Origin of the sequence: Microbacterium sp. GCS4, from assembly GCF_001262495.1 — a bacterium.
Lineage (GTDB): Bacteria > Actinomycetota > Actinomycetes > Actinomycetales > Microbacteriaceae > Microbacterium.
On sequence record NZ_LGYE01000002.1, the window covers coordinates 286163 to 307400 of the forward strand.

The 21238-nt window shown below is 68.1% G+C and carries 20 protein-coding genes; 13 read left to right on the plus strand and 7 right to left on the minus strand.

Annotated features, from left to right (window positions below):
- Window positions 1-137: 137 nt before the first annotated feature.
- Together AKH00_RS08580 and AKH00_RS08585 are read right to left on the minus strand one after the other, a co-directional pair.
- A complete protein-coding gene (locus tag AKH00_RS08580) occupies window positions 138-1559 on the minus strand; it encodes a dicarboxylate/amino acid:cation symporter (protein WP_082297515.1) in 1422 nt (473 codons plus the stop codon).
- A 169-nt stretch (window positions 1560-1728) separates the two neighbouring features.
- Window positions 1729-2079, minus strand: a complete 351-nt coding sequence (locus AKH00_RS08585) for a hypothetical protein (RefSeq protein ID WP_050722314.1) — start codon at window positions 2077-2079, stop codon at window positions 1729-1731.
- Window positions 2080-2186: 107 nt separating this feature from the next.
- On the opposite strand from AKH00_RS08585, the gene AKH00_RS08590 reads away from it, so the two are divergent.
- Entirely contained in the window at window positions 2187-2555 is a 369-nt protein-coding gene (locus AKH00_RS08590) for a YbjQ family protein (protein WP_050722315.1), read from the plus strand.
- Window positions 2556-2562: 7 nt separating this feature from the next.
- On the opposite strand, the gene AKH00_RS08595 is transcribed toward AKH00_RS08590, so the two are convergent.
- The 3 genes from AKH00_RS08595 to AKH00_RS08605 are packed head-to-tail and all read right to left on the minus strand — an operon-like array spanning window position 2563 to window position 4048.
- Entirely contained in the window at window positions 2563-2793 is a 231-nt protein-coding gene (locus tag AKH00_RS08595) for a helix-turn-helix domain-containing protein (protein ID WP_050722316.1), read from the minus strand.
- Window positions 2790-3431: a hypothetical protein gene (locus AKH00_RS08600; RefSeq protein WP_050722317.1), complete on the minus strand. Its 642-nt coding sequence runs from the start codon at window positions 3429-3431 to the stop codon at window positions 2790-2792. The genes AKH00_RS08595 and AKH00_RS08600 overlap by 4 nt, the downstream gene beginning before the upstream one ends.
- Entirely contained in the window at window positions 3431-4048 is a 618-nt protein-coding gene (locus tag AKH00_RS08605; protein WP_050722318.1) for a hypothetical protein, read from the minus strand. Before AKH00_RS08605 ends, AKH00_RS08600 begins: the two co-directional genes overlap by 1 nt.
- A gap of 238 nt (window positions 4049-4286) precedes the next feature.
- Here AKH00_RS08605 and AKH00_RS08610 point away from each other — a divergent pair, with 238 nt between their 5' ends.
- From AKH00_RS08610 to AKH00_RS08635, 7 genes are all read left to right on the plus strand, one after another.
- The gene (locus AKH00_RS08610; protein WP_050722319.1) at window positions 4287-6812 is read left to right on the plus strand and encodes an ATP-dependent Clp protease ATP-binding subunit; all 2526 of its coding nucleotides are present in this window, start codon (window positions 4287-4289) and stop codon (window positions 6810-6812) included.
- Window positions 6813-7114: 302 nt separating this feature from the next.
- Window positions 7115-7816, plus strand: coding sequence for a 2OG-Fe dioxygenase family protein (locus tag AKH00_RS17635; RefSeq protein ID WP_161804384.1), 702 nt, complete (start codon window positions 7115-7117; stop codon window positions 7814-7816).
- 202 nt (window positions 7817-8018) lie between these two features.
- Window positions 8019-9041, plus strand: coding sequence for an argininosuccinate synthase-related protein (locus AKH00_RS08615; protein ID WP_268768107.1), 1023 nt, complete (start codon window positions 8019-8021; stop codon window positions 9039-9041).
- Entirely contained in the window at window positions 9034-9969 is a 936-nt protein-coding gene (locus AKH00_RS08620; protein WP_161804385.1) for a DMT family transporter, read from the plus strand. Before AKH00_RS08615 ends, AKH00_RS08620 begins: the two co-directional genes overlap by 8 nt.
- An 87-nt stretch (window positions 9970-10056) precedes the next feature.
- Entirely contained in the window at window positions 10057-10560 is a 504-nt protein-coding gene (locus tag AKH00_RS08625) for an amino-acid N-acetyltransferase (protein ID WP_050722321.1), read from the plus strand.
- A gap of 9 nt (window positions 10561-10569) precedes the next feature.
- Window positions 10570-11223 carry a hypothetical protein gene (locus AKH00_RS08630; RefSeq protein ID WP_050722322.1) on the plus strand — a complete coding sequence of 218 codons (654 nt, stop codon included), beginning with the start codon at window positions 10570-10572 and terminating at the stop codon, window positions 11221-11223.
- A 313-nt stretch (window positions 11224-11536) separates the two neighbouring features.
- Complete coding sequence (locus tag AKH00_RS08635; RefSeq protein ID WP_050722323.1) at window positions 11537-11944, plus strand: hypothetical protein; 408 nt, start codon at window positions 11537-11539, stop codon at window positions 11942-11944.
- A gap of 196 nt (window positions 11945-12140) precedes the next feature.
- Here AKH00_RS08635 and radA read toward each other — a convergent pair whose 3' ends face one another.
- Entirely contained in the window at window positions 12141-13508 is a 1368-nt protein-coding gene (gene radA / locus AKH00_RS08640) for a DNA repair protein RadA (protein ID WP_050722324.1), read from the minus strand.
- 100 nt (window positions 13509-13608) lie between these two features.
- Between radA and AKH00_RS08645 the strand changes: the two genes are divergently transcribed.
- From AKH00_RS08645 to cydC, 5 genes are all read left to right on the plus strand, one after another.
- A complete protein-coding gene (locus AKH00_RS08645) occupies window positions 13609-14268 on the plus strand; it encodes a helix-turn-helix transcriptional regulator (RefSeq protein WP_050722325.1) in 660 nt (219 codons plus the stop codon).
- A 103-nt stretch (window positions 14269-14371) separates the two neighbouring features.
- Window positions 14372-15787 (plus strand): cytochrome ubiquinol oxidase subunit I, encoded by a 1416-nt coding sequence (locus AKH00_RS08650; protein WP_050722326.1) that lies wholly within the window; start codon window positions 14372-14374, stop codon window positions 15785-15787.
- Window positions 15788-15801: 14 nt separating this feature from the next.
- On the plus strand, window positions 15802-16830 hold the full coding sequence (gene cydB, locus AKH00_RS08655) for a cytochrome d ubiquinol oxidase subunit II (RefSeq protein ID WP_050722327.1): 1029 nt from the start codon (window positions 15802-15804) through the stop codon (window positions 16828-16830).
- A gap of 115 nt (window positions 16831-16945) precedes the next feature.
- Complete coding sequence (cydD, locus tag AKH00_RS08660; protein ID WP_082297518.1) at window positions 16946-18610, plus strand: thiol reductant ABC exporter subunit CydD; 1665 nt, start codon at window positions 16946-16948, stop codon at window positions 18608-18610.
- Window positions 18607-20292 (plus strand): thiol reductant ABC exporter subunit CydC, encoded by a 1686-nt coding sequence (gene cydC, locus AKH00_RS08665; protein ID WP_050722329.1) that lies wholly within the window; start codon window positions 18607-18609, stop codon window positions 20290-20292. The genes cydD and cydC overlap by 4 nt, the downstream gene beginning before the upstream one ends.
- 105 nt (window positions 20293-20397) lie before the next feature.
- Here cydC and AKH00_RS08670 read toward each other — a convergent pair whose 3' ends face one another.
- A complete protein-coding gene (locus AKH00_RS08670) occupies window positions 20398-21174 on the minus strand; it encodes a hypothetical protein (protein WP_050722330.1) in 777 nt (258 codons plus the stop codon).
- Between the last annotated feature and the right edge of the window lie 64 nt (window positions 21175-21238).

The following is a 21238-nucleotide window of genomic DNA, read 5'->3' on the forward strand; positions in this document are numbered from 1 at the left end:
GGTCGCGAGATGGATAACGTCGCTGCCGGGTCCTGTTGCGAGACGTTTTCCATCTATCGCCGGGTCGGACGGGGACTCGGGGATGCAGAAGCGCCCCGCCCCGGAGGGGCGAGGCGCTTCGTACGGTGACGCGGACGTCAGCGGGTGGCGGCGGGCTCCGACGCGGATGCCGTGGCGTCCGCCTCGGGCTCGTCGTCGTTGTCGTCGGCGAAGGGAAGGCCCTCGCGCGGCGCGTTGTAGAGGTCCTCGTTCAGGATGCCCTCGCGCTTGGCGACGATCGCCGGCACGAGCGCCTGGCCCGCGACGTTGACCGCGGTGCGACCCATGTCGAGGATCGGGTCGATCGCGAGCAGCAGGCCGACGCCCTCGAGCGGCAGGCCCAGGGTCGACAGCGTGAGCGTGAGCATGACGGTCGCGCCCGTGGTGCCGGCGGTGGCGGCGGAGCCGACGACCGATACGAGCACGATCAGCAGGTACTGCACGATGTTGAGCTCGATGCCGAAAAACTGCGCGACGAAGATCGCGGCGATAGCCGGGTAGATCGCGGCGCAGCCGTCCATCTTCGTGGTCGCGCCGAACGGCACCGCGAACGACGCGTACGAGCGGGGCACGCCGAGGTTGCGCTCGGTCACCCGCTCGGTCAGGGGCAGCGTGCCGATCGACGAGCGGCTCACGAAGCCGAGCTGCACGGCGGGCCACACGCCCGAGAAGTACTGCTTGATCGACAGGCCGTGCGTCTTCACGAGCACGGGGTAGACGACGAACAGCACGAGCGCGAGGCCGATGTACACGGCGATCGCGAACCAGCCGAGCGCGGCGAGCTTCTCCCAGCCGTACTTGACGACCGCGGCGCCGATGAGGCCGAACGTACCGATCGGGGCGATGCGGATGATCCACCACAGCACGCGCTGGATGACCTTGAGCAGCGACTCGGTGAACGCGAGGAACGGCTCCGCCTTCTTGCCGGCCTTCAGCGCGGCGATGCCCACGGCGACCGCGACGACGATGACCTGCAGGATGTTGAAGTTCACGCTCGAGGTGAACGTGCCCTCGACCGGGCCCGGGTTGGTGCTGACGCCCAGGCCGAGGAAGTTCTGGGGGATGAGGCCGAGGAGGAAGTTCCACCACGTCCCGACCGTGTACGGGTCGCTGGGCTCGAGGCCCTCGCCGGCGCGGGAGCCGGGCTGGATCACGAGGCCGAGCACGATGCCGATCGTCACGGCGATGAACGCGGTGATCGCGAACCACAGCAGGGTCTGACCTGCGAGGCGTGCGGCGTTCTGCACGCGGCGGAGGTTCGAGATGCTCGCGACGATGGCGGTGAAGATCAGCGGGACGACGGCGGCGCGCAGCAGCGTCACGTAGGAGCTGCCGATCGTGTCGAGCGTCGCCGAGAGGCCGTTGGGGGCGTCGGCGGTCGCGCCGAGCTGGCGGGCGACGAGTCCGGCGGCGATGCCGAGGACGAGGGCCGCGAGGATCTGGAAGCCGAACGAGGTCAGCAGCTTCCGGACCGGCCCGCGGGTGTCTGGCGCCTTGGCGGCGCGCGCGGTGGTTCTCATGGGGTGGGGACTCCAGGGTCGTTGCGCGGCTGGGGGACGCGCGTGGACGGACAGATGCGCGCGAGTGCGCGACATATCGGTCAACGCTAGGAGCGGGCTGACATTCCCGGGGTCGTTATGACGAAGGATGACGGATGCCGCAGCATCCGCCATCCTTCATCGATGCCTGCTACTCGGCGGTGACGCAGTCCGGACCGGCCTCGGTGATCGTGGACTGGACGAGGTCGAAGTCGTCCTGGTTGGTCTGCGCGTTCTGGTCGCCCTTCGCGATGGCGGCCAGCGTGTCGTTCGACACCTCCGAGTCGACCAGGGCCTCGGAGAGGCACAGGACCATCGGCTCGGTGAGGGTGTCGCCCATGCCCTGGTCCTCGAGGACCTTCATGAGTCCGTCCGAGACGTCCTCGGCGGAGGGGCGTTCGGCGGGGCCGCCGCAGGCGGCGAGCGAGAGGGCGACGGCCGCGATGGGCAGGGCCAGGAGCAGTCGGGAGGTGGGGCGCAGGTTCCGGTCGTTGAGCTTCATGCACACCAGAGTATTGGCGCACAGCGAATTCATAGAGGGGGTTGCATGGGGAGAAATCCCCACGCCATGATCTGTCGCCCGGGATGGCGGAGTGCCACGATGGCGTCATGTTCATGGTGACGACGAACGACATCCCCGGCTACCGCATCACCCAGGTGCTCGGGGAGGTCATGGGCCTCACGGTGCGGTCGACCGACTTCGGCCAGGGCTTCGCGGCGGGATTCCGCTCGCTCGGCGGCGGCGAGATCCCCGAGTACACGCAGGTCATGTACGAGGCGCGACAGGTCGTGATGGGGCGCATGTGGGCCGAGGCCCAGCAGCGCGGGGGCAACGCGATCGTCGCGATGCGCTTCGACGCCGGGTCGATCGCGAACTTCACCGAGATCTGCGCCTACGGCACGGCCGTCGTGGTCGAGCCGCTCGCGCCGTCGGCACCGCAGCCGGCATCGCAGCCCCCGCAGCCGCCGACGGCCTGACGCGGGATCAGGCGAGCACGAGCAGTTCGCCGACCTCGCACTGCAGGGCATCGCAGATCGCGCGCAGCGTCGAATAGCGAATGGCCCTGGCGCGATCGTTCTTCAGCACCGACAGGTTCACGATGCTCACGCCCACGCGTGCGCTCAGCTCGGTCAGCGTCATGCCGCGCTCGGCGAGCAGCTCGTCGAGTCGGCAGTGGATGCCGGTGAGCTCGTCGTCGCTCTCAGCCGGGCTCACACGAGACCCCGGGTGTCGTCGGCGAGCGAGTCCCGCTCCTGTTGCACGCGGATCCCGCGGCGGAAGGCGACGGCGATCAAGCCGACCGTCACTCCCGTGGCGAAGATCGGGGCGATCGCCCAGAACTCGATCGGATGCGCGGGCTCGGCCGCGCTCAGGCCGAGGGCGGCCGTCACGCCGTTCCGGCCCATCGTCTCGAGCATCACGATCAGGAGCGGGGCGAGCACGAGGGTCCAGCCGATCACATCGAACGCGCGGGCGTTGCCCCGCACGAAGAAGCGGCCGCGGAGGAAGTTCCAGGCGACGAGCGCGACCGCGGCGATGATCGCGAGCGCCGCGAGCGCCCACAGCGCGAGGGCAGCGATGATCGCCGCGACGGAGACGGCGTTCACATCCGGGGCCAGGACCATCGCCTGCTGCGCGATCCCCTCGACGGGGATCGAGCCGGAGTCCACGGTCGCCTCTATCGGCTGCTCGTCGATCGGGATCGACCAGGCGATGCCGTCGGCGCGGAAGGTGTCGAGCGCCCGCATGACCGTGACGATGCCGACGATGACGAGGGCTGCGGCGGCGTACAGGATCACGGTGATCGCATCGGCGCGTTCCGAGCGCGTGGGGGTGGCGGTGTTCGTCGACATCAGACGAGTCCGTCCGTCTCGCGCTGCAGGCGGTCGCCGATCGAGAACACCGTGGTGATGAGCGCGACCACGAACGCGGCGAGGATGAAGGTGAACGGCTCGACCGTGAGGACGGCGTTGTCGATGCCGTTGTCGGCGATGCGCGAGACCGTGGCGTTCGCGAGCATGTTGTCGAAGAAGCGCACCCCGGAGAAGCCGAGGAGGCCGGTGATGCCCGCAGTGGCGACGACGGCGGTGCGTCCGCGCCCGAAGATCCGCCCTCCGATCGTCAAGCGGGCGAGCAGGATGAGGCACGCGATCACGACGACCACCGTGATGATCTGCAGCACCTGGGCGATGATCCCCGGGACGACGGCGACGAGGGGCAGCTGCGGGGCGACGATCGTGCCGCTCTCGAGTCCGACCGGGATGCTGCCGCCCGTCGACAGCGGGAGGTCGACGCTGTCGCCGCGGAACTCGACCCGCACGGGGACCTGTCGTCCGCCCGCGAGCTCGATGATGCGGACGATCGAGTACACCGTGAAGTACACGGCGATGACGACGCCGGCGATGCAGAACCCGACGAGGGCTCCGACGTCGCCGCGACTCAGTGTCCGGTCGTTCTTCGTGGGGGACATTGTCCACTCCTTATCGACTATCGTTGTTACCGACAATCGTTAACATATCGACTTTCGATATGCAGGTCAACCGCCACTCCGGCATCCACCCGGCATCCGCGCGTCATCACCCGTCACGGCGATATGCCGACGGCGAACACGGGCATACCACCCGCGCACGGTGGTTACTCTCGATGTACAAGCGCTTCATGCGTCTTCGCCAGTGTCGAACAACACGTGCGAATAAAGGAGTCACAGCATGTTCGAGAGATTCACCGACCGAGCCCGTCGTGTGGTCGTCCTCGCCCAGGAAGAGGCGAAGATGCTCAACCACAACTACATCGGCACCGAGCACATCCTGCTCGGCCTCATCCACGAAGGTGAGGGCGTCGCCGCCAAGGCGCTCGAGAGTCTCGGCATCTCCCTTGACGCCGTCCGCGAGCAGGTGCAGGACATCATCGGCCAGGGTCAGCAGCAGCCGACCGGGCACATCCCGTTCACGCCGCGCGCCAAGAAGGTGCTCGAGCTCAGCCTCCGCGAGGCCCTCCAGCTCGGCCACAACTACATCGGCACCGAGCACATTCTCCTCGGGCTCATCCGCGAGGGCGAGGGCGTCGCCGCACAGGTGCTCGTCAAGCTCGGCGCCGACCTGAACAAGGTCCGTCAGCAGGTCATCCAGCTCCTCTCCGGCGCACCCGGACGCGAGCCCGCCGCCGTCGGCGCGCAGTCGAACGACACCCCGAGCGCCCAGGGCGGCTCGCAGGTGCTCGACCAGTTCGGCCGCAACCTCACGCAGGCCGCGCGCGACAACAAGCTCGACCCGGTCATCGGGCGCGAGAAGGAGATCGAGCGGGTCATGCAGATCCTCTCGCGTCGCTCCAAGAACAACCCCGTCCTGATCGGTGAGCCCGGCGTCGGCAAGACCGCCGTCGTCGAGGGTCTCGCGCAGGCCATCGTCAAGGGCGACGTGCCCGAGACGCTCAAGGACAAGCAGCTCTACTCGCTCGACCTCGGCTCGCTCATCGCCGGTTCCCGCTACCGCGGTGACTTCGAGGAGCGCCTGAAGAAGGTCACGAAGGAGATCCGCACCCGCGGCGACATCATCGTCTTCATCGACGAGATCCACACCCTCGTGGGTGCGGGCGCCGCCGAGGGCGCGATCGACGCGGCCAGCATCCTCAAGCCGCTCCTCGCGCGCGGCGAGCTGCAGACCATCGGCGCCACCACGCTCGACGAGTACCGCAAGCACTTCGAGAAGGATGCCGCGCTCGAGCGCCGCTTCCAGCCGATCCAGGTCGCCGAGCCGAGCCTGCCCCACGCGATCAACATCCTCAAGGGGCTGCGCGACCGCTACGAGGCGCACCACAAGGTGCAGATCACGGATGGCGCGATCGTCGCGGCGGCGAACCTCGCCGACCGCTACGTGTCGGACCGCTTCCTGCCCGACAAGGCGATCGACCTGATCGACGAGGCCGGCGCCCGCCTGCGTCTGTCGATCCTGTCGAGCCCGCCCGAGCTGCGCGAGTTCGACGAGAAGATCGCCGCCGTGCGCGAGCAGAAGGAGATCGCCTCCGAGGAGCAGGACTTCGAGAAGGCCGCGTCGCTGCGCGACGAGGAGAAGAGTCTCCTCGCCGAGCGTCTGCGCCTCGAGAAGCAGTGGCGTTCGGGCGACGTCGCGACCCAGGCGGTCGTCGACGAGGGTCTGATCGCCGAGGTGCTCGCTCAGGCCACCGGCATCCCGGTGTTCAAGCTGACCGAGGAGGAGTCCTCGCGGCTCGTCTTCATGGAGAAGGCGCTGCACCAGCGCGTCATCGGACAGGAGGAGGCCATCGCGGCCCTCTCCAAGACGATCCGTCGTCAGCGCGCCGGCCTCAAGGACCCGAAGCGTCCCTCGGGCTCGTTCATCTTCGCCGGCCCCACGGGTGTCGGAAAGACCGAGCTCGCCAAGGCGCTCGCGGAGTTCCTGTTCGACGACGAGGCCGCGCTCATCTCGCTCGACATGAGCGAGTTCGGCGAGAAGCACACCGTCTCGCGTCTGTTCGGCGCCCCTCCCGGATTCGTCGGATTCGAAGAGGGCGGCCAGCTCACCGAGAAGGTGCGCCGCAAGCCGTTCAGCGTCGTGCTCTTCGACGAGATCGAGAAGGCGCACCCGGACATCTTCAACTCGCTCCTGCAGATCCTGGAAGAGGGTCGTCTGACCGACGGCCAGGGTCGCGTGATCGACTTCAAGAACACCGTCATCATCATGACCACCAACCTCGGTGCTCGTGACATCGCCGGCGGTCCTGTGGGCTTCCAGATCGAGGGCAGCAACGCCACGACCTACGAGCGCATGAAGGGCAAGGTCAACGAGGAGCTGAAGCGCAACTTCAAGCCCGAGTTCCTGAACCGTGTCGACGACATCATCGTGTTCCCGCAGCTGAACAAGGAGGAGCTGGTGCAGATCGTCGATCTGTTCACCAAGCGCCTCGGCGAGCGTCTGCTGGACCGCGACATGACGATCGAGCTCTCGCTGGCCGCCAAGGAGCGCCTGATCGAGATCGGGTTCGACCCGGCCCTCGGCGCCCGGCCGCTGCGTCGCGCGATGCAGCACGAGGTCGAGGACCGTCTGTCGGAGAAGATCCTGCACGGCGAGCTGAACCCCGGCGACCACGTGAAGGTCGACGCGAAGGACGGCGAGTTCGTGTTCGAGCACGGCCCGCGCGGCGAGAAGGTCGCGGTCGGTGTGAACACCGGCGGCGAGATCTCGGCCACGCCGGACCTCGCGATCACCGGCAACGACTGATCGCAGAGCACACGGAGGGGCGGATGCTGCGGCATCCGCCCCTTCGTCGTGTCCGGGTGCACGGTCATCACCGCCGTCAACCACGTCATTCGTTGATGTATTGCAGCATACCGATGCAGCACAGCCGTCCCGGTGGACACCCGCTTGGGGTGACTCTAGCGTCGAGGTGACCACAGAACCGAAGACCTGGGTAACTCAGAACCGAAGACCCGGTCTCGCCTCCACTCCGAGCAGCATGTGAGAGCCGATTCCATTTCGCGAGCAGTTCGGGCGGCGAGGTCGATCCTATGAGAGGCACTGCATTGACGAACGTCTCCGACGCGCAGAACGTTGCGTCCCTGCGCACAAAGGGTTACGCACATTCGAAGCTTGACCTTGCTTCAGATTGGGAGCTCTTCGCGGAGAGCTGGGACAATCTGCGTCCCGACACATACATGGCTGATGGCGGGGAGTATCGCGTTCGCCGGTACTCGGAGTTCTCGGTCAACGGAACAACTGGTGCTGCGAACCTGCTTCCGCACGTCGCTTACCGACAGGAGCGCGACGTCAATCATCTGAACGGGGGGATCGATCGTCTTTACGAACCGTTCGAGTCGCGGGTGGTCGACAGTGATGCTCTGGCACGGGCGTTTGCCACATCGGCTGCATACCTCGAGGCAGTGCGCCCGGGGCGGACCTGGAAAGCGCAGTGTTTTCAGAATCGCATCATGTCGACGCCTAACGAAATCGGTCACCCTGCCCCAGAGGGCGTGCATCGCGACGGCGTCGACTTCGTTCTCACGCTTTTCGTGGACCGAGTCGGAGCACAGGGCGGTGTCAGCAGCGTCTACACGCTGAGAACCAGGGCTTGCTGGCAGAAGCGCAGTTGGCGGAGCCCGGAGAATACCTCTTCGTCGACGATCAGAAAACTGATGCACGGTGTTACCGGGTTGTCGCTGGAAGAGGGGCAGGAGATCGGCCACCGCGACGTGCTGATCGCGATGTTTACCGTAGTAGAAGACTGAGGGCTGTTGTGTCGAGAATTGTTCGCTCTTTCGCTCAGCTCGAAAGCGGGGAAGTCGATCTCCACGCTCCGGTCGTCACCCTGTTCAGTGGCGGACTCGACAGTACCTACCTCCTCCTCCGTCTTAAGGAACTGGGGGCACATGATGTGCATGCAGTTTCCGTAGATGTCGGTGACGAGGATTCGCACGCGGGAAGCAAGAGATCGCCGCCCACCTCGGGGCGAGGCTAGTGGCCGTCGATTCCAGGAGTGAGTTCGTCGATGAGCACGTGGCGCCTGCCCTGCGTGCCCATGCTGTCTACCTGCAGACGCATCCGGTGAGCTCGTCGCTCTCACGACCTTTGATTGCCAAGAGCGCCCTTCGCGTTGCTGCGGAACTAGGAGCAAGAGCCGTCCTGCATACCGCGAATAGGTCGCAGAATTCGCTCCGGCGGCTGAACGGGGCAATTCGAGCCCAGGGCTTCGAGGGTCACTATGGGAGCCCGTACGACCTGGACCCGATCGATCGTGTGACGAAGATCGCGCGCATCACGGAGGCTGGGATGTCGCATATGGCGGAGCGTGTGGTCAGCGGCGACACCAACCTCTGGTGTCGCGAGTACGAGTCCGGGTTTCTGGATGACCCCGAGGCGCACGCGATGAAGTACGACCTCTACCACTGGACCAAAGATCTGGGGCAGCACGCCGACGAGCGAATCAAGGTCACATTCAATCGCGGGCTACCGGTTGCTCTGAATGACTGCCCGATGGGTCTCGGGGCTATTCTCGAGGATCTCAACTATCGGGTCGGCAAGTTCGGCTACGGGCGATACAGCGGACTCGAGCATCTGGACCACGGACAGAAAGTACTCGAGGTTCGGGAGATGCCGGCTGCGTGGCTGTTGCTCCGAACATTGCGGCATCTGGAAGGAGCAACGCTCACGCAGCCTCATATCCGCGAGAAGCAGAGGGTCGAGCAGATCTGGGTCGAGGAAGTGCTTGAGGGACGGTGGTTCAGTGAGCTTCGAGCTGCCGCTCAGTCGTTCGTGGACGCATCCGTCTCGCAGGTATCCGGGTCGGTGACGTGGTCGATCAATCACCGATCGGCGGACACGGTGAGCATCGTGGCAGAGGAGCCACTCTATCTGCGTGACCGAGACGTGTGGGAGATCGAGGCCGTCCGCGCCGAGCGGTCTGCCTATGAGGTCTCGATGGCCAGTACTCTCGCCGGGTCACGCATTGGCTGAGTCCAGCGCCAGGAGGCTCGGAACGCGACCGTGGGTTGCGGATGTTCTGCTAGTCGTGGTCGCGGTCGCCTGGGGGTCGACCTACCTCGTTGCGAAGATTCTTGTAACCGAAGACACGGTCTTTGCGATGCTGGCCGTTCGGATGTCGGCGACAGCTCTCGTGCTCGGCGCACTGTGGGCATTGCTTCGACAACGGATCACTCGCGGCGCTTTGCGAGTGGGCTTCGTGTTGGGTGTGATGTTGTCGCTTGTCTTCATCTTCGAGACTTTCGGGATCGCGATGACCAGCGCAACGAACGCCGGGGTCATCATCAGCTTGACCATCATCATCACCCCTGTCTTGGAATCACTGGTGGGAAGGCGACGTTTGGGGGCTCTGTTCTACATCGCCGGCGTCATCGCGGTCGCCGGCGTGTACTTCCTCGCGACAGGGAGCAGGTTCACGGCGTTCGGCGTCGGCGACGTTCTCATCCTGATCGCGGCCTTCGCGCGTTCCCTCCACGTGCTGAGCATGCATCGCCTATCCCACGCGCATTCCGTAGACTCCCTCGCTCTCACATTCGTCCAGATGCTCACCTGCGGCGCGGTCTTCGTCGCCCTCTCCAGCATCTGGGGTGTCTCCAGCTGGAGTTACCTGACATCGATGGGGTGGAATCTCGCGGTATGGATGGCTTACCTGGTGATCGTCTGCACGGTGTTTCCCTTCTTCATTCAGATGTGGGCGGTGCGTCGGACCTCCCCGACCCGCGTGAGCCTCGTGCTCGGGACAGAGCCCGTATGGGCGGCGCTTATCGGGGTGACGATCGCCGGCGATCGACTCGGCCTCATGGGTTTCATCGGTGTTGCCCTCGTCTTGGTCGGCACGTTGTGGGGGCAACGACTCGAGCTTCGGGTTCCACGACACAGCATCGAGGATGTTCGTGAGTGAGCGACAATGAGCTCGACGGTGTCCATGCGGACTCAGGATCCGCAGGTGTTCAGGGTCGATCGAGGCGACCGGTTCTAGGCTGGACGGGTGAGTGAGTACATCGTCCGTCCGGCGCGCAGCGCGGACATCGTCGGCATCCGCGATCTCCTGCAGCCGATGGTGGAGCGACGCGTGCTCCTCGGCAAGGATCTCGCGGTGCTGTACGGCGCGGTGCAGGAGTTCGTGGTCGCCGAGGCCGAGGGCGAGCTCATCGCCTGCGGAGCCCTGCACGCGTTCTGGGAGGACCTCGGCGAGGTGCGCACACTCATGGTGCGCGAGGACTGGCTGCACCACGGCGTCGGCGGCGCGATCGTCGGCCGGCTCGAGGACAACGCCCGCGAGCTCGGCCTCAGCCGACTCTTCTGCCTCACGTTCGAGACCGTGTTCTTCGGACGCCGCGGGTACACGCCCATCGGCGAGCAGGTCGTCGACCCCGACGTGTACTCCCAGCTGCTGCGCAGCGGTGACGCGGGTGTCGAGGAGTTCCTCGACCTCGCGCACGTCAAGCCGAACACGCTCGGCAACACCAGGATGCTGAAGCGGCTGAACTAACCTGGGATCATGCCCCGCCAGTCCGCCGCCGTCTATCGTCGCCGGCGCATCGTGGTTCTCGTCGGGCTGGTCCTGTTCGTGGCGTTCGTGGGACTGTCGGTCTGGCTGCTGATCGAACGCCCCTGGGCTGCGGCGACCGATGCGACGCCCGTGCCGACCTCGACTCCGACCGGCACGCCCACGCCGAGCACGACTCCCACGGACACGGCCGAGTCCCCGGTGCCCGACCCCACAGCCGAGGAGACACCCGGGGTCGTGGCCTGCGAGGCGAAGGACGTCGTCGTGACGGCGGTCACCGACGCTGACACCTACGCGGCCGGTGTGCTGCCCAACCTGTCGATCTCGCTCACGAACAACGGCGCGGCGGACTGCACGATCGACGTCGGGTCGACCACCCAGGTGTTCACGGTGTCGAGCGGTGCGGACGTCTGGTGGCGGTCGACCGACTGCCAGGAGAACCCGAGCAGCATGATCGCGACGCTCGCAGCGGGCGCGACGGTCACCAGCAAGGTGCCGGTGGTGTGGGACCGCACGCGGTCGAGTGTCGAGACCTGTGCGCAGGAGAACCGTCCGCGCGCGCCCGGCGGTGGGTCGTCGTACCACGTGGCGGTCGAGATCGGCGGCTTCGCCGGGGCCGCGACGAAGCAGATCCTGCTCTACTGACGGAGCGGTGCCGACGTCGCGACACGCCCGAATACCTATCTGCACTCAGTATCGGGGCTGACACCTCGCTTTCTTTGGGATACCATTGGAAACGGCTCTCTGATCATGCGGCGTTCATGCCATCCCCAGTGGCGTCGACTCACAGCGTCCCCAGCGCTTCGACACGTGCCGCCCGAGAGCCCGCGGGCCCTCTCGAGTACCCCAGTCCCCAATGTGGGACTCGAGAGGGCCCCAATCCTCTCCTGACTGGATGTCGGCTTCTCCCGAGCGGATGCCGACGCGATGCCGACCGCGCCGTGACTACGCTGGAACCATGGCAGCGAAGAAGTCGAAGTCCGCGAAGAAGCCCGCACCCGAGGACTTCCGGTCGGATGCTCTCGCCCAGGCGCTCGAGAAGCAGGACGTCGCAGCCGTCGCTCTCGCCCTCCGCCACGGCACGACGGTGGTCCCGCTCGTCAAGCCCGGGTCGCGCGACAACCCGCTCGACAGCGGGGAGGTGTGGACGTACCGAGACCCGAACACGGGCGATCTCGCACTGCTCCTGTTCAGCGATGCGAAGAACAAGCCGGCGAACCTGCCGCCGGGCGTCGGGATCTACTCCGCCGACTGGCTGCGGAAGTTCCTCGCGACGCATCCCATCACGACGGTGTTCCTCGACATCGCTGGACCGCACCCGATGCAGGCGTCGCCCGAGGAGATCCTCAAGGCCCTCGACGCCTGAGCACCGCCGTGCGCGGTGATCCGAGGTCGTTGAGCGAGCGGAGCGAGACGAAACGCGGTGAGTGCCGTGCGGACGGAGCGCGTTTCGTCTCGTCGCTGCGCTCCTCGCTCAACGACCGGGGTTGGCACTGCGCCCTCGTGGGGTGACACTCTTCTGGGTCGTTGAGCGAGCGGAGCGAGACGAAACGCCTGGCGAGTCAGAACGGCGGGATGTCGGCCTCGCCGCGGCGTGACGTGTTGCGCGCGCGGACGTCGTTCAACGCGGCCCGCAGCGTCTTCGAACGGTCGTCGACGACCTGCTCATAGCCCAGGCGCGCGGCCTCGGAGCGCCGCTGAGTCGACTGCGTCACGGGGCGGATCTCTCCCGCGAGGCTGAGCTCGCCCACAGCGGCGACCGTGCGCGGCACGGAGATCTGCTGGATCGATCCCGCCACGGCGATCGCGATCGCGAGATCCGCGGCGGGTTCCGTGAAGCGCACCCCGCCGACCGTCGACACGTACACGTCGAGAGTGCTGGTCTTGATCCCTGCCCGCCGTTCGAGGATCGCGAGCACCATCGCCACGCGCGAGGAGTCGAGCCCGTGCACGACCCGGCGCGGATTCGGCGCCGTCGTCCCGACCGTGAGCGCCTGCACCTCGACCGGCAGTGCACGGCGCCCCTCGAGCGAGATCGCGACGCACGTGCCGGGCTCGGTCGCGCCCTGCGACAGGAACAGCCCCGAGGGGTCGGGCACCTCGGCGATGCCGTCGCCCGTCATCTCGAAGCATCCGACCTCGTCGGTGGGGCCGAAGCGGTTCTTGAGCGCACGGATGAACCGCAGCGAGGTCTGACGGTCGCCCTCGAAATGGCATACGACGTCGACCAGGTGCTCGAGCACGCGGGGTCCCGCCACCTGACCGTCCTTCGTGACGTGCCCGACGATGATGATGGGCAGGCTGCGCTCCTTCGCCACACGGATCAGGGTCGACGCGACGTCGCGCACCTGGCTCGGCTGACCCGCGGCGCCGTCGATCAGCGCCGACGACACGGTCTGCACGGAGTCGACGATCACGAGCTGCGGCTCGACCTCGTCGATGTGCCCGAGGATCGTCGCGAGATCGGTCTCGCTCGCGAGGTACAGCTCATCGTGCAGCGCGCCGGTGCGCTCGGCGCGCAGGCGCACCTGCGCGGGGGACTCCTCGGCGCTGGCGTACAGCACGCGGCGCCCCGACTGCGCGGCCTTCGCCGCCACCTCGAGCAGCAGCGTCGACTTGCCGACACCCGGCTCACCGCTCAGCAGGATCGCCGCTCCCGGAACGATGCCGCCGCCCAGCACGCGGTCGAACTCGCCCACACCGCTCGTGCGCCGCGGGGCATCGGTCGTGGTGATCTGCGTGATCGGCCGGGCTGCGCGATCGGCGGTCGGCGCGAGCGGGGTCACCCGGCTGAGGATGCCGGTCTGCGCGCTCTGCTCCTGCACCGTGCCCCACTGCTGGCACTCGCCGCAGCGTCCGACCCACTTCGCGGTCGTCCACCCGCATTCCGTGCACACATACGCGGGAGGGGCGGGTTTGCGGGTAGCCATGCAGCCAGGCTATCGCCGGTATCCGACATCCCTATCGCGGCGGGCATTATTCACGGCCCCAGCCCTCGATGTCGCGCAGCGGCCACGCGATACTGGATCCATGGCCAACGGAGCGCCCGTCTGCGGGCCCATCTCGACCTTCTCGCGAGTGCGGATCCTGCACGCGCTGTTCGAGTCCGGCACGGCCCAGATCCGTGGCACGCGCACGATCGGCGAACTGTGCGAGGCCACCGGCCTGCACCCCAACACGGTCCGCGAGCACCTGCAGCGCCTGATCGAAGGCGGCTACGTGATCCAGGCCACCGAGCACCGCACGACCCGCGGTCGTCCGCGCACCCTGTACAGCGCGGCGACCGGCACGGGTGACGCCTCCAGCCCGATCGCGCGCGACAAGGCCAAGGCCGCGGCGCAGCGCGGCGACCTGCTCCGCCGGATGCTCCCGGCGACCGCATCCGCCCTGGGTCGCGACGCGACCTACCAGCTGGACGCGCTCATCGAACACTTGGAGGAGAGCGGCTTCGAGCCCGTCGTCGACGACGAGCAGCTCACGGTCGACCTCACCCCGTGCCCGCATGCCGCGGGCCGCGCCGAAGACCGCCCGATGCTGTGCTCCGTGCATCTCGGCCTCATGCAGGGGGTGCTCGCCGAAGCGGGCGGGCCGCTCGCTGCCGAGGCCGTGCGCGCCTCCGGACTCCCGGAGGAGTGCCCGCCTCTGGAATGCACCGTGCAGCTGCGTCTGACGGAGATGACCGCCGCCTAGGCGATCGTCTGCACACCCTGCCGACGACTCCACGAGGGTCGCCGGCCCCGATACGCGCGACCTCAGGCCCGTACGAACAGGCACAGAAGAAGGAGTGGCCACCATGGAATGGCTCGATCCGCTCGCCCTCTCGCGATGGCAGTTCGGTCTCACGACCGTCTACCACTACCTGTTCGTGCCGCTGACGATCGGCATGGCGCTGGTCGCCGCGATCTTCCAGACCGCGTGGGTGCGCACCGGCAAGGTGCAGTACCTCCACCTGACGCGCTTCTTCGGCAAGATCTTCCTCATCAACTTCGCCATGGGCGTCGTGACCGGCATCGTGCAGGAGTTCCAGTTCGGCATGAACTGGTCGGACTACTCGCGCTTCGTCGGCGACGTGTTCGGCGCCCCGCTCGCGTTCGAGGGACTGCTGGCGTTCTTCTTCGAGGCCACGTTCATCGGCCTCTGGATCTTCGGCTGGGACAAGCTCCCGCAGAAGCTGCACCTCGCGACGATCTGGTGCGTCTCGATCGGCACGATCCTGTCGGCCTACTTCATCATCGCCGCCAACGCGTTCATGCAGAACCCGGTCGGCTACGTGTTCAACCCTGAGACGAACCGCGCCGAGCTCACCGACTTCTGGGCGCTGCTGACGAACCCCGTCGCGCTTGCCGCCTTCCCGCACACGATCTTCGGTGCACTCATGTTCGCCGCCGGCGTCGTGATCTCCGTGTCGGCCTGGCACCTCGCTCGCGGCCAGCACTTCGACACCATGCGCATCTCGCTCAAGTTCGGCCTGTGGGCGATGATCTTCTCGACCGCGGGAGTCGTGCTCACGGGCGACCAGCTCGGGCTCGCGATGTATGCCGCGCAGCCCATGAAGATGGCTGCGGCCGAGGCGACGTTCAACACCGTGTGCGGACCGGATGCCGCGTTCAGCCTCTTCACGCTCGGCACCCCCGACGGCAGCTCCGAACTGTTCAGCATCCGCGTGCCCTACCTGTTGTCGCTGCTGTCGACCCACACCTTCGACGCGTGCGTGCACGGCATCAACGACCTCAACGCCGAGTACGCGACCACGTACGCCGACACCGGGCTCACCGAGTTCGCCCCGATACTCTGGGTCACGTACTGGGCGTTCCGCTGGATGATCGGCCTCGGCATGGCTGCCGGCCTCGTCGCCGTGATCGGCCTGTGGCTGACCCGCAAGGGTGCGAAGAAGCCGCCGGCGCCGTGGATGTGGAAGCTCGCGATCTGGTCGTTCCCGCTCGCGCTCGTCGCGAACATCATGGGCTGGGTCTTCACCGAGATGGGTCGGCAGCCGTGGATCGTTTTCGGGCTCATGACCACGCAGGACGGCGTCTCGCCGGGCGTGACCGGTGTCGACGTGCTGATCTCGCTCATCGCTTTCACCGCCATCTACGCCGCGCTCGCCGTGGTCGAGGTCAGGCTCATCGTCAAGGCCGCGCAGAAGGGCCCTGACACCGACGAGCAACCCCACGAGGAGACGGCCCAGCTGCCGTCGGTCGTGTACTGAGAGGAAGGAACACCATGGATCTCGCAACGCTCTGGTTCTTCATCGTCGCCTTCTTCTTCGTCGGCTACTTCGTGCTCGACGGCTTCGACTTCGGCGTCGGCATGTCGCTGCCGTTCCTCGGCAAGGACGACGTCTCGCGCCGCCAGGTGATCAACACGATCGGCCCGGTGTGGGACCTCAACGAGACGTGGGTCATCGTGGCCGGCGCCGTGCTGTTCGCGTCGTTCCCCGAGTGGTACGCCACGCTGTTCAGCGGGTTCTATCTGCCGCTGCTCCTCATCCTGCTCGCGCTCATCCTGCGCGGCGTCTCGTTCGAGTACCGTCATCAGCGCGACAGCGCGGCGTGGAAGCGCGGCTTCGACCGGATGATCGTGATCGGCTCCGTCGTCCCGGCGCTGCTCTGGGGCGTCGCGTTCGGCAACATCGTGCAGGGCGTCGCGCTGGATGAGAACCACATCTACGTGGGCGGGTTCTTCGCGCTGCTGAACCCCTACGCGCTGCTCGTGGGCGTGACCACGCTGCTGCTGTTCTTCCTGCACGGGGTGCTCTTCGTGGCGCTCAAGACCGACGGACCCGTGCACGAGGACGCGCACCGTCTCGCGAAGCTCGCCGCCGGTCCGACCATCCTCGCCGCCGCGGGCACCGTGGTGTGGACGGCCGTGATCGCCATGAACCGGGAGGCGCCGCTGCTGTGGCTCGTGATCGGTGCGGGGGCTGTGGCCGCTGTGGCGCTGATCGCCGCGGTCGGCCTCTCGCTCGTGCGCCGGGACGGATGGGCGTTCTTCGCCGGCATGGTCACCGTGATGCTCGCGGTCGTGATGCTGTTCGCCGCACTGTTCCCGTACGTGATGCCGTCGACCATCGCGGACGCGAACAGCCTGACGATCGCGAACGCCTCGAGCACGCAATATACGCTGGAGATCATGAGCTGGACGGCGCTGATCGCGACCCCACTCGTGCTCGCCTACCAGGCGTGGACCTACTGGGTGTTCCGCAAGCGCGTCACCCGCCGTTCGATCGAGGGGGCTCCGGCGCACGCGTGAGTGATCGGTTCGATCGGCGGGTTTCATCTCTTCGTCTCGCTGCGCTCGCTCAGTGCGGCGCTCGCGGTAACGCTCGCTCAACGACCGGGTTGTGCGACGGGGATGGGGCGCACGCGTGAAACCCGTCGACATCCGGCTGATCCGGTACGCGAGCGCCGCCCGAGGGTTCCTGCTCCTCTCCGGGGTGATCGGGGTCGCGCAGACCGCGGTCGTGATCGCGTTCGCCTGGATGCTCACGGATGCCGTGACCGGCGCTCTCGCGGGACGCGACGTCACGGCATCCCTGCTGTGGCTGCTCGCACTCGCCCTGCTGCGCGGACTGCTCATCGCCGCCTCGGATGCCGCCGGCATGCGCGCCGCCGCGAAGACCGGGATGCAGCTGCGGTCGGCGCTCATCGCCGCGATCGGCCGTCTCGGGCCCGGATGGCTCGCGCAGCGCAACCGCGCGGAGCTGGCGGTCACGGCCGGTCACGGGCTCGAGGCTCTCGACGCGTACTTCGCCCGGTACATCCCGCAGCTCGTGCTCACGGTCGTGGCGACCCCCGTGATCGTCGCGGTGATGTGGTGGCAGGACTGGCCCAGCGGACTCACGGCGATCGTCACACTGCCGCTCATCCCGCTGTTCCTCATCCTGATCGGCATGGCGACCCGCACCGTGCAGCGTCGGCAGTGGCAGACGCTGCAGCGTCTCGCCGCCCGGTTCGCCGACACTGTGCAGGGGCTCGCGACGCTGCGCCTGTTCGGCCGCGAAGGCCGTGCGGCTGCGCAGATCGAGACCACGGCCGGCGAGTACCGACGCGAGACCATGAAGGTGCTGCGCTTCTCGTTCCTGTCGGGTTTCGCGATGGAGCTGCTGTCGTCGATCGCGGTCGCGCTCATCGCCGTCGCGATCGGGTTCCGGCTGCTGTCCGGTGACCTGTCGCTCGAGGTCGGACTGTTCGTGCTGCTTCTCGCGCCGGAGGCGTTCCTGCCGATCCGCCAGGTCGGAGTGCAGTTCCACGCCGCCGCGGAGGGGGTCGCGGCCACCGAGGACGTGTTCGCGGTGCTCGACGAGGCGGGGGATTCCGGCGACGTTTCGGCTCGCTCCGCTCGCTCAACGACCACCACCCGGTCGTTGAGCGAGCGCAGCGAGACGAAACGCGCGGAATCCGACGAGGAGCCTCTCCGCGGCCCTCTCACCGTGACGGACCTGCGCGTGCGCGACCTCCCGCCGGTCTCCTTCACGGCCGAGCCCGGCACGATCACCCTGATCGAGGGGCCGAGCGGGGCCGGCAAATCGAGCCTGCTCGCGGCGCTCCGCGGGGCCGTCGGGTTCGAGGGGGCCGCGACGATCGGCGGACGGGATGTCCGAACGCTGTCGCCCGCCGACTGGCTGGCGTGGGCCGGGCAGAGCCCGCAGCTCAGTCGGGGCACGGTGGCCGCCAATGTGGCGCTGGGCGATCCGGCACCGGAGGCCGACGGCATCCGTCACGCGCTCGACGAGGCATGCGCCGACGAGGTCGACGCCGCGCTCGAGCTCGGCGTGCAGGGCAGCGGGCTCTCCGGCGGACAGGCGCAGCGCGTCGCTGTCGCGCGGGCGCTGTACCGGCAGGCGCGCAGGCCGGAAGCGGTGCTCGCGCTCGACGAGCCGTCCAGTGCGCTCGACCCCGACACCGAGCGGCGCCTGTGGACCTCGCTGCGCGCGCGGGCGGATGCCGGGGCGACGGTGCTCCTCGTGTCGCATCGGCGCTCCGCGCGCGACATCGCCGACCGGGTCGTGGAACTGGGGGTGCGGGTATGAGCTCCGTCACCGGATCCGTCTCGCGGGCCGCCCGCATCCGGGAGGTGCTGCGACTCGCGCAGCCGCCCTTCCCGCGGTTCCTCCCCGGACTCGTCTGGGGTGTGGTGTCGGCGGGTGCAGCGGTGAGCCTGCTCGCGGTGAGCGGGTGGCTGATCGTGAGCGCCTCGATCGTCGACTCGCTCGTGCCGCTGTCGATCGCCGTGGTCGGTGTGCGCTTCTTCGCGGTGACGCGCGCGGTGACCCGGTACCTCGAGCGCCTGAGCGGTCACGACGCGGCGCTGCGACAGCTCGCCGCGACCCGCGCCGACATGGTCCGCAGGCTCACGCCCCTGTCGCCCGCGGGGCTCGGGCGCACCGACCACGGCCGCGTGCTCTCCGCGCTCGTCGACGACGTGGAGAACCTCCAGAACCTCCCGTTGCGCGTCGTGCAGCCCCTCGCGGTGTCCGGCGTCGTCGCGGTCGGCGCCGTCGTGTTCCTGCTGTTCGTCTCGGTGCCTGCGGCGCTCACGCTCGCGGTCTGTCTGGTGATCGCCGCACTCGCCGCGATCGGGCTGGGGTGGCTGTTCGGCTCACGCGCCGAGGCGGTGGTCTCGCAGCGGCGCGGCGACCTCGCGGCAGCGCTCACCGACTACCTGGGCGGGCTCGATGTGCTGCTCGCCTACGGCGCGGAACCCGAGGCGCGCGAGCGGGTGAGCGGTGCGGATGCCGCGCTGCGGCGTGCCGTCGCGCGAGCGTCCCTCGCGCAGGCCGTCGCTGCCGGGGTCGTGTCGGCGGTGGCGGGTGCGGCCTCGGTCTGGGCGCTCGCCGCCGCGGCGCCTGGTCTCGGGAGCGCGATCGACGGACCGTGGCTCGCGGTCGCGGTGCTCGTCCCGATGGTCGTGTTCGAGGTTTTCGGTGCGGTGCCGATCGCCGCCGCATCCTGGCGGAGCGTGCGGTCGAGTGCCGAGCGCATCGTCGACGTGCTGCCGGAGCGGATGCCGGTTCAGCTGCGCCCGGATGTCGGGACGGACGATGTCGTGGAGGGCTCCCTGGCTCTGCGCCTGCGCGGCGTGCGGGCCGACTGGCCGGGCGGGGCGCCGGCGCTGCGCGGAGTCGATCTCGACCTGCATCCGGGGGAGCGGGTGCTCGTGTCGGGGCCGAGCGGGGCGGGCAAGAGCTCGCTCGCCGCCGTGCTCGTCGGCTTCCTGCGGGCCGAGGGGGAGTACACGGTCGGGGGTGTGTCCGCTGCCGAGCTGTCGGGCCCGGCGCTGCGGCGCACGATCGGGCTGTGCGAGCAGAGCCCGCAGCTGTTCGACGAGGACATCCGTCAGAACCTGCTGTTCGCGCGCGACACCGCGACCGATGACGAGTTGCTGGCAGTGCTGTCGCGCGTCGGACTCGGTGACTGGGTGCGGCAGCGGGGCGGCCTCGATGCACGTGTCGGCGATCGGGGCGCGCTCGTGTCGGGCGGTCAGGCGCAGCGTCTGGCGCTCGCGAGGGCGCTGCTGCGCGGGTTCCCGGTGCTCGTGCTCGACGAGCCGACCGCGGGCGTCGACCCGGAGGCGTCGGATGCGCTGCTCGCCGATCTCCTGGGCGCCGCGGGGGAGCAGTCGGTGCTGCTGATCTCGCACGTCGCCCCGCCCGAGGGGTCGGTCGACCGCGTCGTGCGGCTGGAAGACGGCCGCACCGTCGCCGGTCGTTGAGCGAGGAGCGCAGCGACGAGGCTCGCTCCGCTCGCTCAACGAGCGGTTCCAGTCCGGTCGTTGAGCGAGGAGCGCAGCGACGAGACGAAACGCGGTGAGGGCGCGTCAGACGCTCAGATCGGCGCGCGGCTCCATGACGATGCCCTGCGCCTCGAAGGCGCGGCGGCGCTCCTCGATGCGGCGGTGCAGCTCGACCTGCGCGTCGTCTACGAGCTGGGGGTCGAGCGCGATCGTGTCGGGATGCGGGTCGCCGTGGTTCGCGGCGATGTACGCGTCGAGCTCGGGGCCGGAGGTCCACGACGTGATGAGCGCGAAGCGCGGGGCCGTGCCCCGGTGCCAGACGGCGTGCCAGAAGCGCTGCGTGTCGACGATGATGCGCGAGCCCGCGCAGAGCGGCAGGCGGACCTCGGTGGCCGGGTCGAAGCGGTCGCTGCGCAGGAGCAGCAGCGAGTCGGCGTCGTCCGTGAGGTTGTAGTAGCCGCGCACGACCCAGCCGGTGCCGTCTTCGTTGAGGCGGTTGTTGTCGTCCTGATGGAGGTTGTAGACCGCATCGGCGTAGGTGTTGGGCTGCAGCTCGATCACGCGGCAGCGGCCGACGCCGGCGCCGGGCTCGAGCGCGCGGCGCTGCAGCGTCGGGGCGACGGCGACCTGCGACGGCACCCACACGCCGTCTTTGTCGGTGCGGGGAGGGGTGTGGTTCCAGAAGCCGTTGCACTCGATCTCGCCGGCGTAGCTCGCGAGCGGCGCGAATCGGGTGACCCCGGACGAGCGCCAGCCGATGTACTCGAGATCGAGCCACTCGGCGGGATCGGATGCCTGGTCGTGGTCGTCGAGCACGACGTAGCCGGTCTCGGCCAGCGTCTCCGACGTGATGTAGCCCATGTGCGCATCCCTCCGTTGCGTCGCTTAGGCCATCCTAACTATCCCGCGCTCGTCGTGCCGGGGA